The organism is Moritella sp. Urea-trap-13, assembly GCF_002836355.1.
GTDB lineage: Bacteria > Pseudomonadota > Gammaproteobacteria > Enterobacterales > Moritellaceae > Moritella.
The window spans coordinates 14,717-40,997 of the sequence record NZ_PJCA01000032.1 but is presented as its reverse complement, the minus strand read 5'-3'; the positions used below and the strand labels follow the sequence as shown (position 1 = coordinate 40,997).

Here is a 26,281-nt window from a genome sequence, read left to right as displayed (position 1 = left end):
AATATAAACATGCATAACGTCGTATGCATGTTTATGCTTTTAAAGGTAAATAACGTGATTTTATTGACCTAAAGTTGCAACCATAATTGCTTTGATAGTATGCATACGGTTTTCAGCTTCATCGAATACGATAGAGTGCTTAGACTCAACCACTTCATCAGTCACTTCAACACCGTCTTTTAGCATTGGGTACTCTTGTGCAAGTTCTTTACCAACAACAGTATCTTCACCGTGGAATGCTGGTAGGCAATGCATGAATTTCACATGTGGATTACCAGTTGCTGTCAGCATTGCCATGTTTACTTGGTAAGGCATCATTAAGTTGATACGCTCAGCCCATGCTTCTTTCGCTTCGCCCATTGATACCCAAACATCAGTATATAGGAAGTCACAACCTTTAACGCCTTCTTTAATGTCGTCAGTTATTGTGATTTTAGCGCCAGTTTCTTCAGCGATATCAAGACATTTAGCTACTAAGTCTTCATCAGGCCAGAATGCTTTAGGAGCAACAAGACGGATGTCCATACCCATTTTCGCAGCACCAACCATGAGTGAGTTACCCATGTTGTTACGAGCATCACCTAGGTATGCAAAAGTAACTTCGCTTAGTTGTTTACCACGAGCATGCTCTTGCATAGTTAGGAAATCAGCAAGAATTTGAGTTGGGTGGAATTCGTCAGTTAGACCATTCCATACTGGAACACCAGCGTTAGCGCCTAGTATTTCAACGATTTCTTGACCGTAACCACGGTATTCAATGCCATCGTACATACGGCCAAGAACACGTGCAGTATCTTTCATTGATTCTTTGTAACCGATTTGAGAACCTGCAGGGCCTAAATAAGTTACGTTAGCGCCTTGGTCGTAGGCAGCTACTTCAAATGCACAACGTGTACGAGTTGATGCTTTTTCAAAGATCAACGCAATGTTTTTGCCTTTTAGCGTAGGTTGTTCAGAACCGTTGTACTTCGCTTTTTTAAGGTCTGCAGCAAGTTCAAGCATGTGTTGAATTTCACGTGGAGTGAAATCTAGAAGTTTTAGGAAATTACGGTTACGTAGATTAAAAGCCATGATTTGTTCCTTAATAATTTTTTATGGGCCAATAGTATTTGGATACTATTGGCTAGTTGTTATATGGAGGTTGTTAGAGATCTAATCCGCAATAATGTTAGTGCCAGCTTGGCCTTTCAAGATGCGTAAACCTGCATCTAGAGCGCCAATACCAACTAACTTACCACCTCTTTTAATGAACTCACAAGATGCTTCAACTTTAGGCCCCATCGAGCCTGCGTCAAAAGTATATTGTGCTAATTGGTTCGGTGTTGTGGTTGATAGTGCCGTTTGCTCTGGCGTTCCCCAGTTTACAAAAACAGCATCTGCATCAGTTAAAATAAGTAATGCATCGGCATTAAGTTGTTTTGCTAGGTAAGCTGCTGACATATCTTTATCAATAACAGCTTCAACACCAACTAATTTATTATCAACTAACTTAACAGGGATACCGCCGCCGCCAGTACAAATCACGAGATGTTGTTGTTGGATCAAGGCTGTGATTGCATCACTTTCAATAATCCCTGTTGGTTGTGGGCTAGGTACAACGCGACGGAAATATTCACCATCTGGTTTGATAGTCCACTGATATTTCTCAGCTAATTCACGAGCTTCAGCTTCATTGTAAACCGGTCCAATTGGCTTGGTAGGGTCTAAGAATGCTGGATCATTTGGATCAACGCTCATTTGAGTAAGTAAGCAAGATACGTCTTGTTTAGGTAATAAATTTTTCAATTCTTGCATCAAGATATAACCGATCATACCTTGAGTTTCAGAACCTAATACGTCTAATGGATAAGGGCTTACAGCTTTATATTCTAAACCTTGTAGTGCTAATAGTCCGACTTGTGGGCCGTTACCATGTACTAGTACAACGTTGTATTCTGTTGCTATTTCAGCAATAGCTTTGGCTGCAACTGCGATATTTCTACGTTGAATATCTGCTTCAAGTGGTTCGCCTCGACGTAATAGTGCATTACCACCGAGTGCCACAACAACTGTTTGTTTTGTCATAATTAAAAATCTCTTTTAAAATAATCTCGACGACTAGATTCCGTCACGTTCAATTGGGCAACTCATGCAGCGAGCGCCACCGCGACCACGGCCGAGTTCATCACCTGGAATTGGTAGAACTGTAATACCCGCTTTGTCGTATTTTTCGTTAGTGTGAGAGTTACCTTCGTAACCAATGACAACACCTGGTTTTACCGTTAATACGTTGTTCGCATCGTTCCATTGCTCACGTTCTGCTGTGAAACTGTCACCACCAGTGGTGATTAGGTTTAGCTGGCTTACGCCGAGTGCTTTTTCGATAGCAGTAACGAAGTAACCTTCTTCTTTGACGTTTACGGCACCAGACTCATCACCAGTTAGGTTCCAGCACTGTACGTCTTTACTTATAACTTCAGGGTAAACAGAGAATGTATCTTCATTCAAGTGTGTCATTACTGTATCTAAGTGCATGCAAGAGCGGTGTTTAGGAAGTTGCATTGCAATAATTTGTTTTGCTTGACCGCTTTTGAATAAGCCTGATGCTAGTTGTTCAACACCTTGTGGAGTTGTACGCTCAGACATACCAATAAGTACAGAGCCTTTACCAATAACTAGAACGTCGCCGCCTTCGATTGTAGAGTTGTCATACATTTTTTCTTCATGACCGTAGTACTTCACGAAGTCAGCACCAGCGAAGATTGGGTGCCAGTGGTAGATTGCACGAACGTGGTTAGTTTCACGTTGACGAGCCGCTTTAGCCATTGGGTTGATAGAAACGCCACCATATACCCAGCAAGATGTATCTCGAGTAAATAAGTGATTCGGTAGTGGTTCGATGATGAAGTCTGTTGGAGCGTGCATACCTTGCATCATAGAAGATGATTTCATTGACATTTCAGCGTAAGACAAACCACCAGTTAAGATTTTAGCAAGGTCGATGTTTGGTAAATCACCTAGGTAGCAGCGTACGTCATTAGCAAAGGTCGCGCCTAAGCGGTAATCAGATATTTGACTCGTTAACAACCATTCTTTCGCTTCTGGAATTGCTAATGTATCCGCAAGAAGGTCAGTGAGAAGTAACACTTCTACGCCTTGGTCACGCAATGTTTTGGTAAACACATCATGCTCTTTACCCGCACGTTCTACTGCTAGCACGTCATCAAATAATAAGTCGTGGCAGTTAGATGGTGTTAAATGGCTTAGTGAGCGTCTTGGACGGTGAACTAGAACACGACGTAATTGACCGACTTCAGAACCTACATATAATTTACTCATAATCTTATCCTTCGCTAAATCGTTTATGAAATACTATTAATTATGTGAAAGCTTAAATTTTTATTGCTGCTACTTAGTGCTTTAAGTTGATGTGTGCAGTATACGATATAGGTTCTGCCAATCTTCGATCTCTGTCACGTTTTTACATTGTTAATGGTATGTAACTGATTGATTTGAAAGTGTTTTATTATGCCTGAGGGAACCCGGTATTATTATGCGAAAGCCGTTTTCTCGTCGGTTTTTTTTATTAAGCTTTTGATTTTAAAGTATTTGCTTATTGTCTTTTTTGATTGGTTTTAAAACACTATTTGAATCGTTAAAATTTATGCAGATGAAGTGCGTATATATCTAAATGGGTAGGCGTTTTTTCGTTGTTAATTTGCTAGTCCGATCATGTTTTTATTTGGGGTTATTATTGCTTTAGATCTTGCAGTTTTCATTGCTTTTATAATCAGGCTATATTCTCTGCCCGCTTGGCGATATTAAGGTCGATAATCACCTCTGATTTGCAGTATAAAATGACTATTATTTGCTATTTTATGCCGGAATTTTTGTGTACTTGCTTCAGCTTAATGTCGCCAAGGTTGGTTCTCAAATCGATAGTGGGTTTTGTAAACATAAAATACTGGATATAAGGCTATTAACCAAGAGAACAAGTACATGTCATGGCTGACTGGCAAAGTATTAAGGAGGGCTACAGAACGCGGAGTTATAGGCAAAAAAATACCCTTCCTGGAAATAGGAGGGGTATTTTAACAATCAATTATGCTAATTAGCTTATATTGACATTATGATAGGATGACGCCAAGACTGAGCATCGCCATCACTAAAATAGTTAATATAGCGATGAGTGGCGCGACCCATTTTAACCAACGTACATAAGGTACTTTGGCAATCGCAAGACCACCCATAACCACTGCTGACGTTGGAGTAATTAAGTTCACAATACCTGAAGCTGATTGGAACGCTGTGACCACTAAATCTCGACTAACAGAAGCAAAATCAGCCAATGGAGACATAATAGGCATAGTTAAAACAGCTAATCCAGATGTTGATGGCACTAAGAATGACAGTAATACTTCAATCCAATACATGACATTGATAAAGACAATACCAGATAAGCCTGAGATCGCCATTTCAGCTGAGTTGAGAATAGTATCAGTGATCATTCCTCGGTCCATGATCACTACGATCCCACGCGCTATACCCACAATGAGTGCCACACCAAGTAGGTCGCGAGCACCATCAATGAAACTCGATGTTAACTCTTCTTCACTCATTCTAGCGACGAGACCGGTGATGATGGCAGCTACTAAGAATAGACCTGAAATTTCAGCCATCCACCAACCTGCTACTGCAACACCATAAATCATGATTGCAAAAGAAGCGACGAAGATAGTTAGAATGAGTTTACGAGTTGTTGTAAATTCTAATTTCTCATCTGATTTATTTCCTAAGAAATGCGCCATATGCTCTTCATGTTTATCAAACATAATCGATTTTGATGGGTCTGCTTTGATCTTCTTAGCATAACGCATGACGTAGATTACGCAGATTAACCAACCGATAGCTAGGGTAGCGATACGTAAAAACATGCCATCAGTAAACGGGATACCGGCAGTATTAGATGCTATCACGGTTGCAAATGGGTTAATGGTCGACCCTATTACACCAATACCAGCGCCTAATAGTACGGTTGCTGCGCCTACCACCGAATCAAAGCGAGCTGCAAGCATGACGGGGACGATCAGTGAGTAAAATGGTAATGACTCTTCGGCCATACCGTAAATAGTACCGCCAGCAGCAAACAGTGCCATTAGGATCGGGATCATCAATTCTTCCCGACCATTTAGGCGTGTGGTCACTCGCTCAATACCAGCATCAATTGCGCCTGTTTTTGTTACTAGGCCAAGAAAACCACCAATAATAAGAATGAAAAGAGAGACATCAATTGCCGCTGCTGCATAGGTATTGTGATCGTAAAAACCATCTATAGGTGCAAGCACTACATCCACAAATCCTTGCGGATTATTCTCAACAGCATGGTATGTGCCTGTGATTGGCACTTCTTTGCCAATCTCTTCATTCATGACTCGCTCGTACTGACCGGCTGGAATAATCCAAGTCATTAGAGCGACAATTGCAATAAGTGCAAATAAGATTGTATAAGCAGATGGAAATTTTAAGTTAGCAAAAAAGCCTTTTTTTTCTGTATCTAAAGTTGATGTAGTCATCTTTTATCCTCGCTATTTGTTATACCGATATCGGGCATAGCATTAAATTTTTAGCAATTAGAATTGGAACTTTTATATAATAAAAATGCGGAAAAAGCTGTGGGTGATAGACGGTGTTTATAAATAAAACATAATATTTTCATTATCATTTATCCAAATTAAAGGCCGGAGATTTAGCCGAAATAATAATGTAGTTTGGCTTTGTATAATTACTAATTGATCACATTTTAAAGGATGAAATCATCTCTTAAGTAGTAGTTTTTTTTGGATTGGTTTGCATGTGGATATTTTCATTGAATAGTTGCAAGATTATGCAACTGGTAAAAAATGCGCCAATGCCGAATTGAATTATATTTTTATAATTAGCGGGGCTTTTAACTAAAAGGCTTGGGGGATGTGCAGTTATTTTTTTCTTGTTTTAATATGCTTTTATTTTGGTTAAGCATGCATTTATAAGGCTGTAGGTGGTGCGTTTTTTATTGTTTTATGCAATTCAGTATGCATCTTGCAATAATTAACTATCACAGTTTAATTTGATTTCAATCAAATTAAACTAAACGCTCTATCCTTTTTGTAGTTAGCTGGTGTTATCGGTATAATGCGCCTTTGCTATTATTTGAGGTAGGGTATGTCAGCCGAATATGACAATCGTTTTAGTGGTATTGCGCGTTTATATGGCGTTAAAGCACTGCAATTTTTTAGTCAAGCGCATGTATGTGTGATTGGTATTGGTGGTGTAGGGTCTTGGGCAGCTGAAACTTTAGCACGTTCAGGTATCGGCAAGATCACCCTAATCGACATGGATGATATTTGTGTGACTAATACCAACCGTCAAATTCATGCCTTAAAAGACACTATTGGTAAGCAGAAAATTGATGTGATGGCTGAGCGTATTCGAGCCATTAATCCTGAATGTATAGTGACCCCAATCGATGACTTCATCACGGTTGATGATGTTGGCATGCACATCAGTAAAGAGTTTGATTATGTGATTGATGCGATTGATAGTGTACGTTCAAAAACAGCATTGTTAGCGCACTGTAATCGCCAAAAAATCAAATGCATTACTATTGGCGCTGCCGGTGGTCAAATCGATCCAACTCAAATTCAAGTACTGGATTTATCCAGAACAAATCAAGATCCATTAGCGGCTAAAGTGCGCTCTGATCTGCGCCGTTTACATAACTTCAGTAAAAACCCAACCAGCCGCTTTGGCATTGAATGTGTATTTTCAACCGAGCAATTAATTTACCCTGGTACAGATGGCGAAGTATGTGCGACCAAGAACTTTCTTGATGGCGCAACAGGCATGGACTGTTCAAGTGGCTTCGGTTCTTCAACCGCAGTGACGGCTAGCTTTGGCTTAATCGCCGCGTCGCGGGTATTGAAAAAATTAGCCGAACGAGAAGCGCGTTATCGTCCCGAATAAGGTTTGAATAAGATTTTTAATAAATGATGGAAACCAGCTGATACCCTATGTATTCGCTGGTTTTTTTGTATCTAGCACCTGCCGTTATTTTCCTTCTGACTCAAATATGCCTGCGATACTGAGGCGCTATTTATGTGTTACCTATGTGCTATTTATGTGATTACACCGCGAATAGGACTCTGGGTTATCGCCTTTAATTCGGTTATGTTAACAACTTGTGATACTGTTCAAACATATGTTTGAAAAACGTAACTGATCACCTCAAGTAAGGAAACAAGGTATGAGTAAAGTATTTATTGTGGCTGCAAAGCGTACGGCCCTTGGTAGTTTTGGTGGTAGCTTAGCCGGTGTTGATGCCGCTACGTTAGGTGCAACGGCAATCAAAGGCGCATTAGCCGCTGCCAAGGTTAATCCTGAGCACGTTGATGAAGTGATTGTTGGTAATGTGATTAGTGCGGGTCAAGGCATGGGACCGGGTCGTCAAGCGGCAATGCAAGCGGGTATTCCTGCTAGTGTCCCTGCTTATACGCTAAATATGATCTGTGGTAGCGGCATGAAAACGATCATGGACGGTGCTGCGCATATTAAAGCGGGTGATGCCGATATCGTCGTTGCAGCAGGCATGGAAAGTATGTCTAATATTCCTTATTTGATGCCAGCGAAAACTCGTTTTGGTTCTAAAATGGGTAACATGACCATGGTTGATGCCATGATCAACGATGGGCTGACAGACGTATTTAATAATTACCACATGGGCATGACAGCGGAAAATATCGTTGATCAGTTTGCTTTAACCCGTGAACAACAAGATACCTTTGCAGTTGCTAGTCAGCACAAAGCGGTAGCTGCAATTGCAGCAGAACGTTTCGTTGATGAGATTGTACCTGTCGACATTAAAGTTCGTCGTCAAACACAAAGCTTTGCGACTGATGAATATCCAAAAGATAATACCAGTGTTGAAGGTTTAGCTAAACTACGCCCAGCATTTAAATCTGATGGTTCAGTGACTGCGGCAAACGCATCAGGTATTAACGATGGCGCAGCGGCGATCATCTTAGCCTCTGCTGCGGCAGTTGAAAAATACGGTTTAGAGCCAATGGCTGAGCTGATTGCTTATGGCCAAGGTGGTGTTGAACCGCAAGTTATGGGTTTAGGTCCAGTACCTGCGATTGAGCAAGCACTTAAGCGCGCTAATATGTCATTGGAACAAATGGAGTTATTAGAGCTTAATGAAGCCTTTGCTGCACAAGCGTTAGGGGTAATGACTAACCTGACTCAAGAGCACAATGTGGATATGGATTGGTTTGCCGATAAGACCAATGTTAACGGTGGCGCTATCGCACTAGGTCATCCGTTGGGTGCATCTGGCGGCCGTATTACCGTGACGTTATTACACGAAATGCAAAAGCGTGGCGTGGACTACGGTTTAGCATCATTGTGTATTGGTGGTGGTATGGGCACGGCGTTGATTGTTAAAAACTTGCAGAAATAAGCACGGAAAGTTGATTAGCTAAATGATATTGGTGGCGCAAACATACAAGGGCATGGATGCCCTTGTTTAAGCGCCTTTATTTCAGACAACGCGGAGGTCTTGAGCGGTTTTCAGAATCAATTCATTTAGCGGTATGTTAGATTCGTCACGTTAACTTTAAGCCGCTTTAATCGCTGCAATAACGGCCTTTAAACCATTGCCACGCGAGGGACTAAGTTGTTGCATAAAACCCAGTTGGGCAAAGTAATCATCGACATCAAATGCGGCAATCTCGGCACGGGTCTTACCGTTTACCGCAGCAAGTAACGCTGCCATCAAGCCTTTAACAATACGGGCATCCGAATCTAAGCCGAACCATAATCGCCCGTCATTATCACAATGCAATGCTAACCAAGCTTGGCTTTCACAGCCTTTAATTTGATTTTCTGCTATTTTATAATCATCACTTAATGCTGGGATCTTATTACCGAGTTGGATTAATTGGCGGTATTTATTTTGCCAGCCAGCTTGCGCGGTTAATAACGTTAGTACATCGGTACTGGTAATGGTATTGCCAAATGGACTTGACGAGAAATCGGTCATGAATGTTCCTGTATTACCTATCAGAGCTGGTCTGGCAGGATAAAATTAATCTTCTTCGACTGAGATGAATTGACCTGTGGTAGTCAGCTCTATTTCAACTTTTTCGTTGTTGGCGTTACGTGCTTTAATTTCATAGCGATTATCGTCATGATCAAATTTGACTTTAGAAATATCATGAAAACCTTGCGCAACAAGCAGTTCAATGACTTGCGCTATGGATTTTTCTGGCTGATCATGAGCTGCATTAGCGAGTGGGACTGGGCTTAGCAAAATCAGTATTAAGTAATAATATTTTAGCAAAATTAGACCCTGTTAATGTTCTATTCATTTAAACAACGGTACTCTAGAATCTATGAAAACACGAATCTTATTAACTGTCATGTTAATCTTTATGTCATGGCAAAGTGTGGCAATGCCGCATATCGAATATGAAGAAGATCTCGACGAAGTCACTGCAGCGGTGGAGGCCAAAGAGATCAGTCCGTTTATTGATTTATTAGCCATTATTGAGCACGATTTTAACGGTCGGGTGATTAAAGTTGAACTCGAAAAAGACGATGATTATAGCGAGGATGATATGTGGATATACGAAATCAAAATTCTCGATGCCGATCGTAATGTGGTCAAAGCAGCATTTGACGCTAAAACATTCCGTTTGTTAGCGATTAAAGGCCATAAACTTGAACGTTTTTTTAATCAGAATAGGTAAGTATGAAAGTATTAATCGTTGAAGATGAACCGCAATTAGCCCAGCAAATGCAGCAACAATTAACCGCGCAGGGCTTTATTGTCGATTGTGCTTATGATGGCGAAGAAGCGCATTTTATGGGCTCGACCGAAACTTATGATGCAGTGGTATTAGATCTGGGTTTGCCTAAAGTTGACGGTTTAACTGTATTGAAAAAATGGCGTGCTGAAAACCTGACGATGCCGGTTATTATCCTTACTGCCCGGTCGCTATTACATGAAAAAATTGAAGGTTTGAATGCCGGCGCTGATGATTACTTGGCAAAACCTTTCCAAATGGGTGAGTTAGTTGCGCGCCTGCAGGCTTTAGTGCGCCGTGCAGCGGGTAAGGCTTCATCAATTGTGACGGTCGGTGATATCCGTTTAGATATCTCGGCATCAACGGTAACTAGAGCTGGTCTGAGCATCACGCTGACAGCACATGAATTTAAAGTGTTGAGTTATTTAATGCTCCACCTTGGTCAAGTGGTGTCACGTGCTACTTTAATTGAGCATATTTACGCTCAGGACTTTGATCGTGACTCCAATACTATCGAAGTATTTATTGGCCGATTACGCAAAAAACTCGGTAGTCAGATGATCGAAACGGTACGTGGCTTAGGTTATAGGATCGCGCAGGATTGAAACATCATTCATTAAAAAGCCGCCTACTGTTTGCTGCGGGTGGTTGTTGCGTGGTGCTGATCCTTATCACTGGATTTACCGTCCAGCGTTACATGCAAGATTATTTACGTAGTGAGTTGGTGACTAAATTAACCTTATCGTTAGATGAGTTATTAAGTCGCCTCGAGGTGCAACAGCCCACGTTGGATCCTACAAACACCAATAGCCCATTCGATGTTATGCCGATTAACGCCTTGTCCGAACCGCGATTTAGCCAGCCTTATTCGGGATTCTATTGGCAAATTCAAACCGCTACTGCAGTGTTGAAACGCTCGCGTTCACTGTGGGAGACTGAACTCACTTTTAGCCATTTAAATAATGAGTTTGGTCTTGATTATTTTGTTACTGACGGTCCGACTGGCCAAGCGTTAATGGTAGTGCAGCAAAAGGTTAAACTACCGGATAGTGAAACTTTTTTTTGGGTGGCAGTGGCACAAGAAAGTAGTAGCTTAGCGCTCGCGTTACAGGGGGTTAATCGCAGTTTGTTAATTGGTCTGGGTTTATTAGCGCTGGCGGTGATGTTATTAATTTTACTGCAATTAACCTGGGGACTGAGACCTCTGACCACATTGCGCAAAGAATTAGCTGAAATTGAAAACGGCGATAAAGCCCATTTTCAACATCACTATCCGCAAGAAATTGATCCCTTGGTGAAAGATATTAACCGCTTGTTGGTGCATCATCAGCAGCTGTTAGAAAAAGCCCGTACCAACGCCGGTAATATGGCGCACGCACTGAAAACGCCACTGAGTATTATGCAAAATGAATTGGCGCTACCTCAGCCGGCGCAAAAAGCCTTATTGCAGCAACAATTACAACAAATGCGTCAACACATTGAATATCATTTATCTGCTTCACAAATCGCGGCGAAACAATTATTAGGCACTAAATGCAGTCCTTACCAGCAATGCAGTAATGCGGTGTCGGCGTTTTCACGTTTGTATGCTAGCCGTAATATTGTCGTTGAGCTTAGCTTTGACGAGGCGTTAACAGTTGCTGTTGATGGCCGTGACTTTGATGAAATGGCCGGTAATTTAATCGAAAACGCGTATAAATGGGCGACATCACGTATTGTTATCTCTGCAGTTGTGGTTGCTGACCAGCTGCAAATGACGATTGCGGATGATGGACCCGGTATGAGTGAGGCTGATTGCCAGTTAGTATTGGATCGCGGTCAACGCTTAGATGAACAAACCCCAGGTCATGGCCTAGGGCTTAATATCGCGGCGGAAATGGCGCGAATGTATCAAGGCAAGCTAACATTACAGCGCGCCTCGCTCGGTGGCTTAGCGGCACAATTAGCCTTACCGTTACGCAATCGTTTATAGCAGTTTGATTTGTTTTACTTCAACTTCTGGCGTCGATCCGCCTTCGAACTCACCAAAGATACGTAATTTGGTGTTGTTATCAATCGCGACGGGCAACTTGATGTGATCGTCAAGCTCGACAATTACTTGGCCGGTGTCATCAGCAAACATGAATTTATCGCCACTGATTTGGTGGATTAATTTACCTTCTAATACCACGTTTTCTTCGCTGAAACGGCCAATGTTTTCCAGATTTTCCGCTACCGTAGTGACGTTGATTGCTGGACCGGTGTAATTGATCGATTGCTTGTTATTATGGTCATTGCCATGATCTTTTGCCATCGCCAGTGTTGGTAGCATAATGATGGCAGCAGTAAGGCCTATGATTGTTTTCTTTAGCATCTTTAATCTCCTGGAAACCCATGGGCTTCGTTTGTTGTGGTTGCTGCGATTGTTGTTAGCAGCGTTCTAATCAATGTTGATGATGCTATTAAACAACATTGATACTGAATACAATCTGAGTGCGTCGTTCATATTCAGTACATGTGCGGAGATGGCTTTGTTTGTCACGTTTTATAGCGAATGTCTTATAACGCGTGCTTAGAGTAAATCTAGCAGTTCATTCAAGGCTTTAATGAAGAAGTCTATTTCTGCTTTGGTATTGTAAATGGCTAACGACACACGAATGGTGCCGGAGAGTTTCAGGCTATGCATCAAGGGTTGAGCGCAGTGATGTCCAGTGCGCACGGCGATACCTTGTAAATCGAGTAGCATGCCGACATCGCCATTATGGGCGTCACCGATAATAAAACTGATGCCGCCTGCACGGTGCTGCGGTGAGCCAATGATTTTAATACGTGGCATTTTTGCCAGTTCTGCAGTGGTGTAAGCCAATAACGCGGCTTCGTGGCTAGCCAATGCTTGACGGTCGTAGCTATTTAAAAATGTCATGGCGCGCGCTAGGCTGATCGCTCCGGCAATATTTGGGGTGCCAGCTTCAAATTTAAACGGTAAGTCGTTATACGTAGTATGTTCAAAACTCACGGTTTTAATCATCTCGCCACCACCTTGCCACGGCGGTAATTGGTTAAGTTCTTGTTCTTTACCCCAAAGAACACCTATGCCTGTCGGGCCATACATTTTATGCCCAGAGAAAACATAAAAATCACACCCCAGCGCTTGGACGTCAACATCCCAATGGGAAATAGCTTGGGCGCCGTCGATTAATACCTTGGCATCGACTTGTTTGGCTAAGGCGATGATCTCCTCAATCGGGTTCACCGTGCCGATGGCATTGGAGACATGGCTGACTGCCACTAACTTGGTTTTAGCGCTCAGGAGTTGTTTATAGGCCTGCATATCGAGGTCTGTAGACGGTAATAGCGGGATAACTTTGATAATAGCGCCTGTGCGTTGTGCTAGCATTTGCCAAGGCACAATATTGGCGTGGTGCTCTAAGGTAGAAATGATTATCTCATCGCCAGCTTGGATACTGGTAGTTAAGCAGTTCGCGACTAAATTAATGGCTTCGGTGGTACCGCGGGTCCAAATGATTTCTTTACTGCTATTGGCATTGATAAACTGCGCACAGATATCGCGGGCATTTTCATAAGCACAGGTGGCTTGGGCACTTAATGCATGCGATGCGCGGTGGACATTGGCGTTGATATCACGATAATAGGTATTAATCGCTTCAAGCACAGATAATGGCTTTTGACTGGTGGCGGCATTATCCAAATAAATTAACGGATGATCGTTTACTTGTTGAGATAATACCGGGAACTGTTGTCTGAGATTAATTAATTCTATATCGCTAAGCATGCTGTAAACTCACTATCAAGGAGAGGGGATTATAACCCGAAAAAACGGCTTGCGCATTTGTACATTTAGGCGAATTGAAATAGTTTTTGTAATTATTCTGATTTAATTTTTATTGCTTGTTTTTGGCCTTTTTTTTGCGTATTAAACTGTTTTTTTGCATTTGTGTTCACAAAGTCACCGTCGCAGCCTGTTTTTAGCGCTATTTATGTGTGATTAAAGATGGTGATATTTTGCACTATTATTGATTTGTGTCTGGGTTTACTGTATAAACCGAGCTTTAAAAGTATACCTAGTAGCTTCAAATGCGACTATGTAGACACTTATATTTGAAGTTATTGGAGCACACTATGTCAAAAGTATGCCAAGTCACTGGTAAAAAACCAGCTGTTGGTAACAACGTTTCTCACGCAAAAAACCGCACACGTCGCCGTTTCTTGCCAAACCTACATTCACACCGTTTTTGGGTTGAGAGCGAAAACCGCTTTGTTAAATTACGTCTTACTGCTAAAGGTATGCGTATTATCGATAAGAAAGGTATTGATTCAGTTTTAACTGAAATGCGTGCCCGTGGTGTTAAGGTTTAAGGAACTAGATTATGCGCGATAAAATTCGTTTGAATTCATCTGCTGGTACAGGTCACTTCTATACTACAGACAAGAACAAAAAAAACATGCCTGAAAAAATGGAAATCAAAAAGTTTGATCCAGTTGTTCGTAAGCACGTTATCTACAAAGAAGGCAAAATCAAGTAATACTTGATTGCGTTTTTGATGTATAAAAAATGCCAGTTATTTATAACTGGCATTTTTGTATGCAAATTTTGCTACAATCTAATCTCTACCTCTTTCCCTCATGTTTTAGTCTGGTGTTATCGCTATGAAAATGAATCCCCGTCAGGATGAAGCTGTTAAGTATATTTCTGGACCGTGTTTGGTACTTGCTGGTGCCGGCAGTGGTAAAACCCGTGTTATTACTACTAAAATTGCCCATCTAGTACAGAACTGTAGTTATGATGCCAAGAATATTGCTGCGGTAACCTTTACCAATAAAGCGGCGCGAGAGATGAAAGAGCGTATTGCTCAGACATTAGGTAAAAAAGAAGCAAAAGGCTTGATGGTTTCAACATTCCATACCTTAGGGTTAAATATTATTCGTAAAGAATATAAAACCTTAGGCATCAAACAGGCATTTACCTTGTTTGACGATCAAGACCAATTGGCATTATTAAAAGAGCTGACGCAAGATACGTTAGAAGAAGATAAAGAGCTGATCGACCAATTGCGCAGTGCTATCTCTAATTGGAAGAGTGAGTTGGTATTACCGCCACAAGCGCTTGCCCGTGCGCAAATGCCACAAGACAAATTATTTGCCCAGTGTTACGACGATTACCTCCGCCATATGAAAGCTTATAACGCCTTGGACTTTGATGATTTGATCATGATGCCCACTTTGTTATTACGTTTGAATGAAGAGGTGCGCGAACGCTGGCAAAACAAGATCCGCTATTTATTAGTGGATGAGTATCAAGATACCAATACTAGCCAATATGAATTGGTGAAACTGATTGTAGGCCACCGCGCTAAATTTACCGTGGTAGGGGATGATGACCAGTCGATTTATTCATGGCGTGGTGCCAGGCCTGAAAACCTGACGTTATTGCAAAGCGACTTTCCTGGTTTGAAAGTGGTGAAGCTAGAACAAAACTACCGTTCGACGCAGCGTATTTTAAAAGCGGCTAATATCTTAATTGATAACAACCCCCATGAATTTAATAAACGATTATTCAGCGAGCTTAGTTATGGTGAACCGATTAAGGTGTTCACTACTAAAAATGAAGAGCATGAAGCTGAAAAAGTAGTATCAGAATTACTTGCGCATAAGTTCATGGCGCGCAGCGAATATAAAGACTACGCCATTTTATATCGGGGTAACCATCAGTCGCGATTATTTGAAAAAGCGTTAATGACCAACCGTATTCCCTATAAGATCAGTGGTGGTACGTCGTTCTTCTCGCGTGCCGAGATCAAAGACATGATGGCGTACCTGCGTTTGTTAGTGAATCCGGATGATGATAATGCCTTTTTACGGGTGGTGAATGTACCACGTCGTGAGATTGGCCCAACAACATTAGAAAAGCTCGGTAATTACGCCAACATACGTAACATCAGTTTGTTTGCCGCCAGTTTTGAAATGGGACTCGAGCAGACCCTCACTGGTCGTGGTTTAATCGCGGTACGCGGCTTTACGCGTTGGTTAGTGGAATTAGCAGACCAAGAGCAGCGTAGCGATAGTATCGACGCTGTGCGTGATATGGTGCGCGATATTCATTATGAAGATTGGTTATACGAAACCAGTACCAGTGCTAAAGCGGCTGAAATGCGCATGAAGAATGTCTCTGAGTTATATCGCTGGGTAACAGAAATGCTCAAAGGTGATGATCTTGATGAAGAGATGACGCTGGCACAGGTGGTCACTCGGTTAACGTTGCGCGATATGCTAGAGCGCAATGAAGACGAAGACGACTCTGATCAAGTACAGTTAATGACGTATCATGCCTCTAAAGGTCTGGAATATCCGTACGTGTTCATGGTGGGCATGGAAGAGGGGATCTTGCCACATCAAAGTTCGATTGATGATGACCCGAATGTCGAAGAAGAACGTCGTTTAGCGTATGTGGGTATTACCCGTGCGCAAAAAGTACTGTTCATGATGTTATGTAAAGAGCGCCGTCAATTTGGTGAAGTAGTGAAACCAGAACCCAGCCGTTTCTTGTTAGAGTTACCGCAAGATGATCTGGAATGGGACTTACGTAAAAAACCAGATTCGCCAGTAGAAAAACAAGCGAAAGGTAAACGTGGCGTCGCCAATCTTAGAGCATTGTTTAATAAGTAAGGTTAATAAATAATCGACTCGCGTACTGCCGTTAGATTTAAAATCGCTTATTAGAGCTCTAATAAGCGATTCACTTGCCTATAATCCATCGGCTGAGCGATATAATTACCTTGGCCAAATTCACAGCCTAACTCGATTAACTTGGCATGCTGCTGTTGATTATTAATACCTTCTACGATCACTTTAAAGCCCATATCATGGCTTATATCCCTAATAACTCGAATTAACGACAAGTCTTTTTTTGACATCAGCATGCGGTTGGTAAAATTGCTGTCTATTTTGACAAAATCAATGGGGTACTGAAAGAACGCGTTGAGTGAGCTAAAACCATTACCAAAATCATCTAACCCCACTTGTACCCCTATGTGCCGCAGTTTTTCCAGTGCACGGATAGCAAATTTATTGTGCGCCATGCATTCGTGCTCTCTAAACTCAAGTACTAAGCAATTCGGTGGTATTTGTTGCTGCTGAATAATGAAAATTAAATGCTCAACGGCACCATCCAGAATCAGGTGTTTGGCGGATAAGTTCATGGTTAGCATGATTTGTTGATTATCGGAGTGCGAGTCATGCCATTTTTTTAGCTGCAAGCAGGCTTGATAAATAATATGCAGATCAAGGGCGATGATAATATCGGTGTTCTCTGCTAATGAAATAAAATTGCTATGGTTATCCCCACCACACAACTCCTCTTCATGCCAATGAGCAATCACTTCAAAACCAATCAGTTGATTGCTGTTTAATTGAATGATGGGTTGGTAGTAAGGCAATATATCGTTGTTAATAATCGCACTAGTGAGCTTGTCTTGTTGCAGTATGGCTTGGGTATTTTGAGTCGGAGCTGGTAATGCGGTGGACAGGTGATACTGACCTAAACCTTGTTGTTGCGCAGTCTTTAGGGCGATATCGGCGTCTTTTAATACTTGGCTTACGGAGTGTGGCGCTTGTTGTAAGCTAATGCCGATACTACTGCTGCAGAGAATTTTATAATTGTTAACCTGAAAACTAAAACGAAACTGTGATTGGATCTCTTTAGCCAGATCTAAGGCGCTATCAGCATCGCTGATATCTGTTTTTAGTAAGGCGAATTCATCACCTTGTAAGTTGACTAAGCAATCATTACTCGAGGTTAATGACTGTAAATGCTCGCGAATGGTGGTAATTAATTTATTACTGAGGTCGCTGCCAAAATTGCGCTCAACTTCAGCGATGTTATCGACTTTTATCAGTAAGAGTACAAAGCGTTGTTGGGTATGTTGCAGTAGCTGTAAAGCGGATTTTAGTTGGGTTAGAAATAAAGCCCGCTGGGTGCGCAATGAATGAGACAAAGCTAAACCAATTAGCTTGGTATTATGTGGTTGTTGTATTGAAAGACGGTCCTTGTTCACAATTGGCATCCTAATGGTCTTTAATCACTAAAAAAACGAAGTCTTATAGTGATAAAGTCTAGCAGTGGATAACTGTGGGTCAAAAAAAGCCACTAAATAAATTAGTGGCTCTATCGAAAGTCTGTGTCTTATAACGGCTTAGCGTCATAATTTTTTGTCATAACGTTACTTTGCAGTGCTGTTATAGACCTTGGATCATGTAATCAACCGCGGCGTGTAACTCATCATCAGAACACGTAGCACAGGTACCACGTGCAGGCATAATACCGTTGAAGCCTTCGATGGCATGGCGATACAAGGTGTCTTTACCTTTGGCAATACGTGGTGCCCACTGATCTGCATTACCTTTAATTGGCGCGCCTGCAAGGCCACTGCCGTGACACATGTTACAAGTCGCGGTATAAACTTGCTCACCAGAACGCGGTTCTGCTGGCGCGGTGCTTTTTGCAACAACGGGAGCAAGTTCACCTGGTAAGTATACTTGGCCAACAGGAGCAATACGTTCTGCAACTGATTCAGCAGAATTGTGGCCTGCGTTCACTGTGAATGCAAATAGCAATGATGCTGATAAAGTGATTAGAATATTTCGTAATTTATGCATGCTCTTTTTAGCTCCCTAATTAATGGTGTTGTTAGTCAGTGGGTGACTTTTGTTATAATTAATCCCTAGTACTGTTAGCCATTATATCCTTACCTAGCCTTAGGTTAAATAGTTGTAACAGTGTTTGTTGCATTTTACTTGGTTATAAAAGATACAAGGGCTGTCGTGATCCAACATTTTCAGTACAAATTAACCAATTTGCCTAGACGAGATTTGCAGTTGGACGTAAGATATTGTTTATGCGTCCGTAGCTCAGTTGGATAGAGCGCGCCCCTCCGGAGGGTGAGGTCGGAGGTTCGACTCCTCTCGGACGCACCATTATAGTTATTATAGTGGTTGTGTAATGAATGATAAATGGCGGTTGTAGCTCAGTTGGTAGAGCCCCGGATTGTGATTCCGGTTGTCGAGGGTTCAATCCCCTTCAGTCGCCCCATCGTTTCTCGATGTAAAACAAGACTCTCGGTGATTAGCGCAGCTTGGTAGCGCACCTGGTTTGGGACCAGGGGGTCAGAGGTTCGAATCCTCTATCACCGACCAGATTAGAAAAGCCCGTAATGCTTCAATGTGTTACGGGCTTTTTGCTTTTAAATATTCTACAATCAGCAAATTACTGTCGAAATACTTTGGATCATCATGATACCGTAATCAAATTCTGGTATGTATTTCACTTATAATCCCGATGATTTAAGAGCGATTCTAACATTAAAATTATTATACTTATCTTGGCTACCATGTGTTTATTGCTTAATGTAAAAGCTCTGTTTTTAGGCCAACATAAATGGACTTGGAGCATATTACTATTTCCTTTAACCGTTATAGGCATGCTCAAACCACACTACCAGTTTGATGAAATCGAATATAATGATGTTACCTCGTGTTCCATCGAAACTGAAGCTAGGAGCTTATAGATGCCTTTTAAAATCATTGTCTTTGCCTTTTCGGTCATATTGTTCTCATCTTCTATACATGCCGCCAAAACGTATGATTTTGCTACCCAGAACACCATAACAGGGCCTTTTGCTTATGAAGGTGTTAGTCCAAGCGGCTTACCGTCAAGTGATACTAAATTTAATGAGATTCCGAACCCTGAATATGTAAATATTTCAAAAAATGATGGTCTGGAGTATAGCTTTGACCCGCTTCAAAAGAATACATATCCCATGCTTAGATATGTTTTTGAGCTCGATGAAGCTGAAGCTGATATAAATCAGTTAAGCTTTTCTTGGAATGGCAAGGGTATTAACTCCAAGTCGAATAAACAAGATGGTGTTGTTTTATATCTTTGGAATTATAACTACGTTCGTTATGAGCAAATTGCTATTTCGCGAAACTCAAACGTTAACTTAACGTATACCATTACCACAAGCATTACTGATTACATTGATGGAAATAATAAGAACGCATTAACTCTATTGGTGGTTTCAAATGATAAAATTTTTAATAAAGAAAGTTATAGTATAAGCACTGATTACTTGAGTGTAGAGGTTGAAGCAGATGCTGTTGTCCATGAGCCAATCTTAGAATATCGTTTTGATGAATCGAGTTGGAACGGCACTCAAGGCGAAGTTCTTGACAATTTGAGTCGGCTTAATGGTCGTGCAGTTGGAGCCGTAGCAACTCCGGTCGGGAAGGTATGCGGTGCGGGTTCGTTTGACAGCGACGGCGATTACATCGATGTTAGTAATATTAGTTCATACCTTAAATCCTCTGCGAGCCTCTCCTTCTGGATTAAGAGCAAGCAAAGAGGGAATAATACCGCTTGGTTAGCTCCAGGAATAATCGGGGTGGAACAACGTGGTGGTGTTGACGATATTTTTTGGGGCTATTTAGATGCCTCAGGACGTATTCGAATCCAGAAAGGTGATGGCAGCGCTGCTCGTTCAAATACTGCAATTAACAATGACAACTGGCACCATGTGATATTGACTCGAAATAGTTTAACTGGCGTTGTGCAAGTATTCATTGATGGCCAATTTGAAAATAGCGTCACCTCGGATAAGGGAGACGTTGGTAGCTCTTTTTCTAGTATTGGACGGATTGATAAAAGCGATAGTAACAAGAATTTTGATGGGCAACTCGATGAGTTACTAGTTTTCGATTCGGTGATATCAGCAAGCGAAGTCAGGTCTATTTATGACAATCAGCAGAATGGCAGAAACTATGATGGTAGCGAACGAGTCTGTCCAGCACCCGCAAAACTTCTATTAGAGTACCGCTTCGAAGAAGCTAACTGGGATGGTAGCTTAGGTGAGGTTTTAGATAGTTCTGGTAATGGTCATCATGCTCAGGTTAACAATAATTCTACACCTAAAACCGCCTCTCCAGCCTTATCCGGTGACTTTGGTACCTGTGGTTATGCGAGTCAAACTGATGGTTCTATTCAGGTGACTGGATTGCCATTAGATACGTCGACATATGGAGTGAAAACCACGGTTACATTTTGGATGAACTGGGACGGTACTAATAATGTAATGCCTATGGGCTGGAATTATCACGACATTTGGATCGTTGGCGGTAGCATGGGGTTTAATACCTGGAGTGGTGATATCTATGGTATTTCCAGCGCTGGTCTAGCTAATGGTTGGCATCACGTTGCAGTCGAGTTTACCAATGGTAGTGTTACCAGTAATCGAATGTATATCGATGGGGATGAGAAAGTATTAACAAGACGAAGGGGTGGAACACCAAACAATAACCGCGCTTTTGTTAATTCACAAATGAGAGTCGGTGGTGTTTCTAATGACAATCGTTACGACTTTCATGGTTCACTCGATGAGTTTAGGGTTTATGAGGGCGTTTTGAGTACTGCTGAAGTTGTCGCGATTATGAATGAAAAGCACAGCTGTAGTAGTACCCCCGTAATCAATCATTATGAAATTAGTTACAGCGGACAAGGTTTAACTTGTGAGCCTAAAAAGGTTACCGTTAAGGCCTGTACTAATAGCGATTATAGCTTTTGCACAGTGAGTGATAGCCCATTAGCAGCTTTAAACGTAAAAGTTAAGGGCGCTTATAGACCTGTCCCTGTTACCTCAATAAACCCTTTCAAAGGTACTGGCGAAGCTTATATATCATATACAACTGAAGGCGATGCTTCCTTATCGCTATTAGGCACTAGATTACCGACGGTATGTGGTAATGATAATAGCGCTGGTCCTTGTGTATTGACGTTTGCAGATACAGGCTTTCAGTTTTCAAGTATTCCGACCCAGCTATCAGGGAAAAAATCGAATATCGGCTATAACTCCTCGACTTTATCTTTAAAGGCCATAAAAAAGAACACTACGACAGGCGTTTGTGAAGCAGCCTTAATTGATGAAAAGTCTATTGGGTTAGTCGCAAAATGTATTAACCCTACCATTTGTGAAAACACTCAAAATATTTTTATTAATGGTAAAGCTATAAATACGCTAAACGCTGCAACCACTAACTCTTATACCTCTGTTGACTTAAATTTTGGTAACTCAAAAACTAACGCTGCAAGTTTTGATTTAACTTATCCTGATGCGGGTAAACTGCAGCTACACGCTCGATATAATATTCCAGTCGACGGATCTGCGTCTGGGAATTATATGGAAGGTAGCAGTGATGAGTTTGTGGTAAGACCTTTCGGCTTTTATATTGATGCGGATGGTAATCCTAAGGCAGAGTCTGCCGCCGATGCAAAATATAAAAAAGCAGGTGAGGAGTTTACTACTCGTGTAACCGCGGTGCAGTGGCAGATAAATCAAGATAATAATCCAAAAGATGGAGTACCTGACAGTGGTATTAATTTAAGAGAAAATAAAGTCACGTTAAATTTCGGCAACGAAATCAAACCTGAAACTGTCGTTTTAACCCATGGATTGGTCGCTCCTTCTGATGGCTCGCTTGGTAGTTTATCTGGTGGTGATATTACGAGTTTTGATGGTGGAATAGGTGAAACTAAGTTGTCTTGGTCTGAAGTTGGTATTATTAATCTAACGGCAAATTTAAGTTCATCATCTTATCTCGGTTCCGATCTAATTACTGGTACAATTCCTTACGTTGGTCGGTTTATTCCGGACCATTTTAAACAAACAATTAAATCCACTTCAGGAAGCATATTGGGTGACGAAGGTAGTTTAACTGCCAATCATCATGATTCGATTGAATGCCGAAAGGTTGATTGGGCGTATTCAGGCCAACTTACCGATAGTACTGCACAAGGTAGTATTCGTTATTCGACGCCTCCTAAATTAACGATAACGGCATATAATAGTAATAGTAATAGTAATAGTAATAGTAATAGTAATAGTAATAGTAATAGTAAAGTCACTGAAAATTATACTGGTGACTTTGCTAAGTTGATGTCTTTGGGAACCGGTGGGAATGAAATTAGCTTTAATCCACCCGAAGCAACGCACACCGATAATAACCTGACTTTAACGGGGGTGTACCCTACGTTAGGTGATATCGTTGATTCAGGTGATGGGGTCTTAACATACACATTATCTCAAAACGATAACTTTGTTTATACCCGTAATGCAGATAGTGAAATAGCGCCTTTTTATGCTGCGTTTGAGCTACCATTCAAGGAATTCAAAGACTCTGATAACGTCACATACCAAGACCCATCCGGTATTGAGACGCCAAAATTTAATAAGGTTACCGATAACACTGTAGAAATTATATTTGGCCGTTTAGTATTGAAAAACAGCTTTGGGCCGGAAACTTCTGATTTAGTACAGCCAATGCAAATTGAATATTTTGATGGCAATAATTTTATTGTCAGCGCTGATGATAACTGCAGCAGTTATGATAAAAGTAAAGTAGCGCTTACCAATATCAGTCTAGACCCTAAATTTACCGAGGCACTTGGAGGTACAGGGAGTTTCTTTGCTGGTAAAACGCGGGAGATTAAACTAAAAGCTCCAGGCGTAGGAAATAAAGGCGACATCAGAGTTGAATATGAAACTTATGACTGGTTGAAATATGATTGGGCTAATGATAAAGATGGCTTGTATGATGAAAATCCTTCAGCCGTCGCTACGTTTGGTCTCTTTGGTGGTAATGACCGAGTCATCTATAAGCGTAGACTTAACTAATCGCTGAATTAAAACTGCCGCTGACTCGTTACGGCAGTCTTACTGAATTAAATCCAGCTAGTCGTTAGATTACTATCTGAATTAACACTAATAGGTGGATACAGTTTAGACCGCCGACCTTCGGTTCTTGATTGTTTTTTGCACTGGCGCTGGTTGTTTTTATTCCGATTCAATTGAAAACGATAAAATAACCATTTTTTAGTTAAAAAGACTTGCAGACTTACACACAATATCTATAATGCGCACACTTGTTAAGAATGATGCATTCTAACTTGTATGTTCGGTGATTAGCGCAGCTTGGTAGCGCACCTGGTTTGGGACCAGGGGGTCAGAGGTTCGAATCCTCTATCACCGACCACTATGGCGGTTGTAGCTCAGTTGGTAGAGCCCCGGATTGTGATTCCGGTTGTCGAGGGTTCAATCCCCTTCAGTCGCCCCATATTCGATAACGTAGATATTCTTTTAGAATTGAGTTATCACCCTTGCTAGAATTACCTGCTAGTAAGTTGAAAAATTGTGCGGAAGTGGCGGAATTGGTAGACGCGCTAGATTTAGGTTCTAGTATTGCAAAGTGTGAGAGTTCAAGTCTCTCCTTCCGCACCATGTTCGGTGATTAGCGCAGCTTGGTAGCGCACCTGGTTTGGGACCAGGGGGTCAGAGGTTCGAATCCTCTATCACCGACCACTTATTCTTCCAAGAAATTGGAATTCGAGAAAGCCTGCTCATTGAGCAGGCTTTTTTCGTTTCTGACGTATCACTTTAAGCGCTTTGATTTATCCATTGATGCTTCTTTAGCTAACGATTTAATTAATATCATTTATTTGTACTCACTTCACAGTTATTATCAAGCTTGATATGACACTTGGTCATTTATCCGTTTTACCTCTCAAACTATCTATTTGGCTATTTCCCTGCGTAAGTGAATGTGGTTTTATAACCATTCACTATATTTATAAGGGCTAGGAATCAAGGGTAACTTGGGGCTATGAGGGGGAGTTATGGATGGGAAACTCGATAGAGAACAAAGAGAATCAGGGGCGAATACAGTAATATCATCACTGCTAAAAACCGCAGGTGGCATGACAGGGATTTCGGCAGTATTACACCAGAGTAAATTTGAATCATTATTACTTAGCGTACAATTAGCTGATGATGATCTTAACGAGGTGGACTTACTCTCTCGTCTATTAGGTATTGAACCATTAATTTCAGAGCAAGAATATGGTAATTAAGTTTAAAGTAAGTAGGTAAAGCCCATTTTTCGGTAATGGGCTTTTTTTTGCCTGTATTTCTATGCTCTTGGTTACTTTCAATCTCAATATCAATTTTAAGTAATTATTGATTATCACCTTACCGCGACACTGATATAATCCCGCACTTCATTAATTCACTAACGGGTTGTCGCGTGACTGAAATCAGTTTTTATCAACAAATTTATCCTATCATTGTCATGATGCCGATTGCGGCTGCTTGTTTTTTAGCGCTGGTATTATCCAAAGGCGAAGTATGTCCAGGTCAGCGTAAACGTATTACCGAAAATATGATCTCGGTTTGGGCGGTGTTGGCATTAGGTCTGATGATTGGCATTGAAGTTTATGCCACGACGTTAACCTTGGTTATCGGTGGTGTCGCGGTAGTTATTGGCATAATGCAAAACTTAATTCAATCTCGCTTAGAAGGTAAACGGGCGATACCGAGTACTTGGTTGCGCTTGCCTATCGCACTTGCCGTTATTACCGGGTTATTAGTATTGTGGCAACAGCAGCAGCCATTATTACTATTAGAAGCGGTATTGTTGGGAGCGGTATTCGCGCATGTTATCTTATTGCGCGCAAAACATCGCTTACAGGCATTTAATGTTATTTTACCTATCGTGGGTATAGCTAGCAGTGTATTGCTGATGTTGGGCTTGCTGGTTGTTGCTAGCATGCATACCGGGTCAAGTAATATGATGGTGATCCAAGAGTTTGTGATTTATCGCGCGGTTATTTTATTGCTGGCATTAGCTGTGTGGACTATCCCACTTTATACCAAGCAAGAATACTCACCCAATTTGGTGTCACTGACAACGGTATTATTATTGTTTTCTGAAGTCATTGGCATGGGCGTTATCGCGGCATTTTAAGCTAACACGAAAGATAATTGAACATAACAATAAAGCTACTGACGACAGTGGCTTTATTGTTTTAATGTTACTGTGCGATAGGTTTTATTGGGCTACAGCTGTTACTGGAGCCTGCCAAGCTTTTGTTGCCCATAATGGTACTGTTGACAATGAGTGTTTATAGCTACCATTAATCTCTTTTGTCGAGTACGAGACATACAATAAACTTTGGCTATTGGCATCATAAATACGACGGATTTTCAGCGATTTAAATAAGATACTTTTCGATTGCTTGAAGATCACTTCACCGCCTTTTGAAGTATCAATTGTCGCTAACATCGCAGCGGTGATCTCACCCGTTTGACGACAGGCTATGCCCATATCTGACGGATCAGAAAAATCTAAATCTGCTTCAATATGACTGACGTGACAAGTAACGCCTGATATAGCAGGATCAATGAAACTATTGATCTTAATATCTTTCGTGGTAAATAAACCGAGGCTAATTTTACCTGATTCATCATCACTACAACCGCTTAAGGCCACACTGCTGACAAGTAATGTAAATAAACTGAGTTTCTTAAAATTGACTGACAATGGCTTTAACATCGATGCATTCCTATTGCGGTTTATGTGGG

Annotated in this window: 22 protein-coding genes and 7 tRNA genes; 18 read left to right on the top strand and 11 right to left on the bottom strand. The window is 41.3% G+C overall.

Features of this window, described 5'->3' with window-relative positions; genetic code table 11:
- Positions 1-60: 60 nt before the first annotated feature.
- The 4 genes from argF to CXF93_RS15295 form a co-directional block, all read right to left on the bottom strand.
- A complete protein-coding gene (argF, locus tag CXF93_RS15310) occupies positions 61-1,071 on the bottom strand; it encodes an ornithine carbamoyltransferase (RefSeq protein ID WP_101063414.1) in 1,011 nt (336 codons plus the stop codon).
- Positions 1,072-1,152: 81 nt separating this feature from the next.
- Positions 1,153-2,064 carry a carbamate kinase gene (arcC, locus tag CXF93_RS15305; protein WP_101063413.1) on the bottom strand — a complete coding sequence of 304 codons (912 nt, stop codon included), beginning with the start codon at positions 2,062-2,064 and terminating at the stop codon, positions 1,153-1,155.
- A 33-nt stretch (positions 2,065-2,097) separates the two neighbouring features.
- Positions 2,098-3,318, bottom strand: a complete 1,221-nt coding sequence (gene arcA, locus CXF93_RS15300; RefSeq protein WP_101063412.1) for an arginine deiminase — start codon at positions 3,316-3,318, stop codon at positions 2,098-2,100.
- Between the two features lie 788 nt (positions 3,319-4,106).
- A complete protein-coding gene (locus CXF93_RS15295) occupies positions 4,107-5,552 on the bottom strand; it encodes a YfcC family protein (protein ID WP_101063411.1) in 1,446 nt (481 codons plus the stop codon).
- 628 nt (positions 5,553-6,180) lie between these two features.
- On the opposite strand from CXF93_RS15295, the gene tcdA reads away from it, so the two are divergent.
- On the top strand, positions 6,181-6,981 hold the full coding sequence (tcdA, locus tag CXF93_RS15290; RefSeq protein WP_101063410.1) for a tRNA cyclic N6-threonylcarbamoyladenosine(37) synthase TcdA: 801 nt from the start codon (positions 6,181-6,183) through the stop codon (positions 6,979-6,981).
- A 280-nt stretch (positions 6,982-7,261) separates the two neighbouring features.
- On the top strand, positions 7,262-8,473 hold the full coding sequence (locus CXF93_RS15285) for an acetyl-CoA C-acetyltransferase (RefSeq protein ID WP_101063409.1): 1,212 nt from the start codon (positions 7,262-7,264) through the stop codon (positions 8,471-8,473).
- 156 nt (positions 8,474-8,629) lie between these two features.
- Here CXF93_RS15285 and csdE read toward each other — a convergent pair whose 3' ends face one another.
- Positions 8,630-9,055, bottom strand: a complete 426-nt coding sequence (csdE, locus tag CXF93_RS15280; RefSeq protein WP_101063408.1) for a cysteine desulfurase sulfur acceptor subunit CsdE — start codon at positions 9,053-9,055, stop codon at positions 8,630-8,632.
- Between the two features lie 45 nt (positions 9,056-9,100).
- The gene (locus CXF93_RS15275) at positions 9,101-9,355 is read right to left on the bottom strand and encodes a PepSY domain-containing protein (protein WP_101063407.1); all 255 of its coding nucleotides are present in this window, start codon (positions 9,353-9,355) and stop codon (positions 9,101-9,103) included.
- Between the two features lie 52 nt (positions 9,356-9,407).
- Between CXF93_RS15275 and CXF93_RS15270 the strand changes: the two genes are divergently transcribed.
- Genes CXF93_RS15270 through CXF93_RS15260 form a run of 3 tightly spaced genes read left to right on the top strand, consistent with a single transcriptional unit; the run spans position 9,408 to position 11,793 of the window.
- Positions 9,408-9,764 (top strand): PepSY domain-containing protein, encoded by a 357-nt coding sequence (locus CXF93_RS15270; RefSeq protein WP_101063406.1) that lies wholly within the window; start codon positions 9,408-9,410, stop codon positions 9,762-9,764.
- 2 nt (positions 9,765-9,766) lie between these two features.
- Positions 9,767-10,426 (top strand): response regulator transcription factor, encoded by a 660-nt coding sequence (locus CXF93_RS15265; RefSeq protein ID WP_101063405.1) that lies wholly within the window; start codon positions 9,767-9,769, stop codon positions 10,424-10,426.
- Entirely contained in the window at positions 10,423-11,793 is a 1,371-nt protein-coding gene (locus CXF93_RS15260; protein WP_101063404.1) for an ATP-binding protein, read from the top strand. The genes CXF93_RS15265 and CXF93_RS15260 overlap by 4 nt, the downstream gene beginning before the upstream one ends.
- On the opposite strand, the gene CXF93_RS15255 is transcribed toward CXF93_RS15260, so the two are convergent.
- Positions 11,788-12,174, bottom strand: a complete 387-nt coding sequence (locus CXF93_RS15255; protein WP_101063403.1) for a YgiW/YdeI family stress tolerance OB fold protein — start codon at positions 12,172-12,174, stop codon at positions 11,788-11,790. The two genes, CXF93_RS15260 and CXF93_RS15255, sit on opposite strands and share 6 nt — an antisense overlap.
- A 198-nt stretch (positions 12,175-12,372) precedes the next feature.
- Positions 12,373-13,593 (bottom strand): cysteine desulfurase, encoded by a 1,221-nt coding sequence (locus CXF93_RS15250; RefSeq protein ID WP_101063402.1) that lies wholly within the window; start codon positions 13,591-13,593, stop codon positions 12,373-12,375.
- A 347-nt stretch (positions 13,594-13,940) separates the two neighbouring features.
- Between CXF93_RS15250 and rpmB the strand changes: the two genes are divergently transcribed.
- The 3 genes from rpmB to rep all read left to right on the top strand — a co-directional run bounded on the left by rpmB (position 13,941) and on the right by rep (position 16,484).
- Positions 13,941-14,177 carry a 50S ribosomal protein L28 gene (gene rpmB / locus CXF93_RS15245; protein WP_019442412.1) on the top strand — a complete coding sequence of 79 codons (237 nt, stop codon included), beginning with the start codon at positions 13,941-13,943 and terminating at the stop codon, positions 14,175-14,177.
- An 11-nt stretch (positions 14,178-14,188) separates the two neighbouring features.
- Entirely contained in the window at positions 14,189-14,344 is a 156-nt protein-coding gene (gene rpmG / locus CXF93_RS15240) for a 50S ribosomal protein L33 (protein WP_017222427.1), read from the top strand.
- 124 nt (positions 14,345-14,468) lie between these two features.
- The gene (rep, locus tag CXF93_RS15235) at positions 14,469-16,484 is read left to right on the top strand and encodes a DNA helicase Rep (RefSeq protein WP_101063401.1); all 2,016 of its coding nucleotides are present in this window, start codon (positions 14,469-14,471) and stop codon (positions 16,482-16,484) included.
- Between the two features lie 50 nt (positions 16,485-16,534).
- Here rep and CXF93_RS15230 read toward each other — a convergent pair whose 3' ends face one another.
- Together CXF93_RS15230 and CXF93_RS15225 are read right to left on the bottom strand one after the other, a co-directional pair.
- Positions 16,535-17,881, bottom strand: coding sequence for a bifunctional diguanylate cyclase/phosphodiesterase (locus CXF93_RS15230; RefSeq protein ID WP_101063400.1), 1,347 nt, complete (start codon positions 17,879-17,881; stop codon positions 16,535-16,537).
- A gap of 172 nt (positions 17,882-18,053) precedes the next feature.
- Entirely contained in the window at positions 18,054-18,473 is a 420-nt protein-coding gene (locus CXF93_RS15225; protein WP_101063399.1) for a cytochrome c5 family protein, read from the bottom strand.
- A gap of 241 nt (positions 18,474-18,714) precedes the next feature.
- Between CXF93_RS15225 and CXF93_RS15220 the strand changes: the two genes are divergently transcribed.
- The 10 genes from CXF93_RS15220 to CXF93_RS15175 all read left to right on the top strand — a co-directional run bounded on the left by CXF93_RS15220 (position 18,715) and on the right by CXF93_RS15175 (position 25,664).
- A tRNA-Arg gene (locus tag CXF93_RS15220) sits at positions 18,715-18,791 on the top strand.
- Positions 18,792-18,830: 39 nt separating this feature from the next.
- Positions 18,831-18,906, top strand: a tRNA-His gene (locus CXF93_RS15215).
- A 27-nt stretch (positions 18,907-18,933) separates the two neighbouring features.
- Positions 18,934-19,010, top strand: a tRNA-Pro gene (locus CXF93_RS15210).
- A gap of 371 nt (positions 19,011-19,381) precedes the next feature.
- Complete coding sequence (locus tag CXF93_RS15205; RefSeq protein ID WP_101063398.1) at positions 19,382-23,539, top strand: LamG domain-containing protein; 4,158 nt, start codon at positions 19,382-19,384, stop codon at positions 23,537-23,539.
- Between the two features lie 281 nt (positions 23,540-23,820).
- Positions 23,821-23,897, top strand: a tRNA-Pro gene (locus tag CXF93_RS15200).
- A gap of 5 nt (positions 23,898-23,902) precedes the next feature.
- Positions 23,903-23,978: transfer RNA gene (locus CXF93_RS15195), tRNA-His, on the top strand.
- Between the two features lie 79 nt (positions 23,979-24,057).
- Positions 24,058-24,142 (top strand) — tRNA-Leu (locus CXF93_RS15190).
- A 4-nt stretch (positions 24,143-24,146) separates the two neighbouring features.
- Positions 24,147-24,223: transfer RNA gene (locus CXF93_RS15185), tRNA-Pro, on the top strand.
- A 314-nt stretch (positions 24,224-24,537) separates the two neighbouring features.
- Entirely contained in the window at positions 24,538-24,771 is a 234-nt protein-coding gene (locus CXF93_RS15180; RefSeq protein WP_101063397.1) for a hypothetical protein, read from the top strand.
- A 173-nt stretch (positions 24,772-24,944) separates the two neighbouring features.
- Positions 24,945-25,664, top strand: a complete 720-nt coding sequence (locus CXF93_RS15175) for a hypothetical protein (RefSeq protein WP_101063396.1) — start codon at positions 24,945-24,947, stop codon at positions 25,662-25,664.
- A gap of 84 nt (positions 25,665-25,748) precedes the next feature.
- Here CXF93_RS15175 and CXF93_RS15170 read toward each other — a convergent pair whose 3' ends face one another.
- Positions 25,749-26,252, bottom strand: coding sequence for a CreA family protein (locus tag CXF93_RS15170; protein ID WP_101063395.1), 504 nt, complete (start codon positions 26,250-26,252; stop codon positions 25,749-25,751).
- Positions 26,253-26,281: the final 29 nt, after the last annotated feature.

Excerpts from the sequence above, each read along its gene's own strand:
- CXF93_RS15205 (WP_101063398.1), top strand. The coding sequence starts at position 19,382 with ATGCCTTTTAAAATCATTGTCTTTGCCTTTTCGGTCATATTGTTCTCA.
- CXF93_RS15255 (WP_101063403.1), bottom strand. The coding sequence starts at position 12,174 with ATGCTAAAGAAAACAATCATAGGCCTTACTGCTGCCATCATTATGCTA.
- CXF93_RS15180 (WP_101063397.1), top strand. The coding sequence starts at position 24,538 with ATGGATGGGAAACTCGATAGAGAACAAAGAGAATCAGGGGCGAATACA.
- arcC (WP_101063413.1), bottom strand. The coding sequence starts at position 2,064 with ATGACAAAACAAACAGTTGTTGTGGCACTCGGTGGTAATGCACTATTA.
- CXF93_RS15170 (WP_101063395.1), bottom strand. The coding sequence starts at position 26,252 with ATGTTAAAGCCATTGTCAGTCAATTTTAAGAAACTCAGTTTATTTACA.
- CXF93_RS15270 (WP_101063406.1), top strand. The coding sequence starts at position 9,408 with ATGAAAACACGAATCTTATTAACTGTCATGTTAATCTTTATGTCATGG.
- CXF93_RS15230 (WP_101063400.1), bottom strand. The coding sequence starts at position 17,881 with ATGCCAATTGTGAACAAGGACCGTCTTTCAATACAACAACCACATAAT.
- CXF93_RS15265 (WP_101063405.1), top strand. The coding sequence starts at position 9,767 with ATGAAAGTATTAATCGTTGAAGATGAACCGCAATTAGCCCAGCAAATG.
- csdE (WP_101063408.1), bottom strand. The coding sequence starts at position 9,055 with ATGACCGATTTCTCGTCAAGTCCATTTGGCAATACCATTACCAGTACC.
- arcA (WP_101063412.1), bottom strand. The coding sequence starts at position 3,318 with ATGAGTAAATTATATGTAGGTTCTGAAGTCGGTCAATTACGTCGTGTT.
- CXF93_RS15285 (WP_101063409.1), top strand. The coding sequence starts at position 7,262 with ATGAGTAAAGTATTTATTGTGGCTGCAAAGCGTACGGCCCTTGGTAGT.
- CXF93_RS15250 (WP_101063402.1), bottom strand. The coding sequence starts at position 13,593 with ATGCTTAGCGATATAGAATTAATTAATCTCAGACAACAGTTCCCGGTA.
- tcdA (WP_101063410.1), top strand. The coding sequence starts at position 6,181 with ATGTCAGCCGAATATGACAATCGTTTTAGTGGTATTGCGCGTTTATAT.
- rpmB (WP_019442412.1), top strand. The coding sequence starts at position 13,941 with ATGTCAAAAGTATGCCAAGTCACTGGTAAAAAACCAGCTGTTGGTAAC.
- argF (WP_101063414.1), bottom strand. The coding sequence starts at position 1,071 with ATGGCTTTTAATCTACGTAACCGTAATTTCCTAAAACTTCTAGATTTC.
- CXF93_RS15225 (WP_101063399.1), bottom strand. The coding sequence starts at position 18,473 with ATGCATAAATTACGAAATATTCTAATCACTTTATCAGCATCATTGCTA.
- CXF93_RS15295 (WP_101063411.1), bottom strand. The coding sequence starts at position 5,552 with ATGACTACATCAACTTTAGATACAGAAAAAAAAGGCTTTTTTGCTAAC.
- rep (WP_101063401.1), top strand. The coding sequence starts at position 14,469 with ATGAAAATGAATCCCCGTCAGGATGAAGCTGTTAAGTATATTTCTGGA.
- rpmG (WP_017222427.1), top strand. The coding sequence starts at position 14,189 with ATGCGCGATAAAATTCGTTTGAATTCATCTGCTGGTACAGGTCACTTC.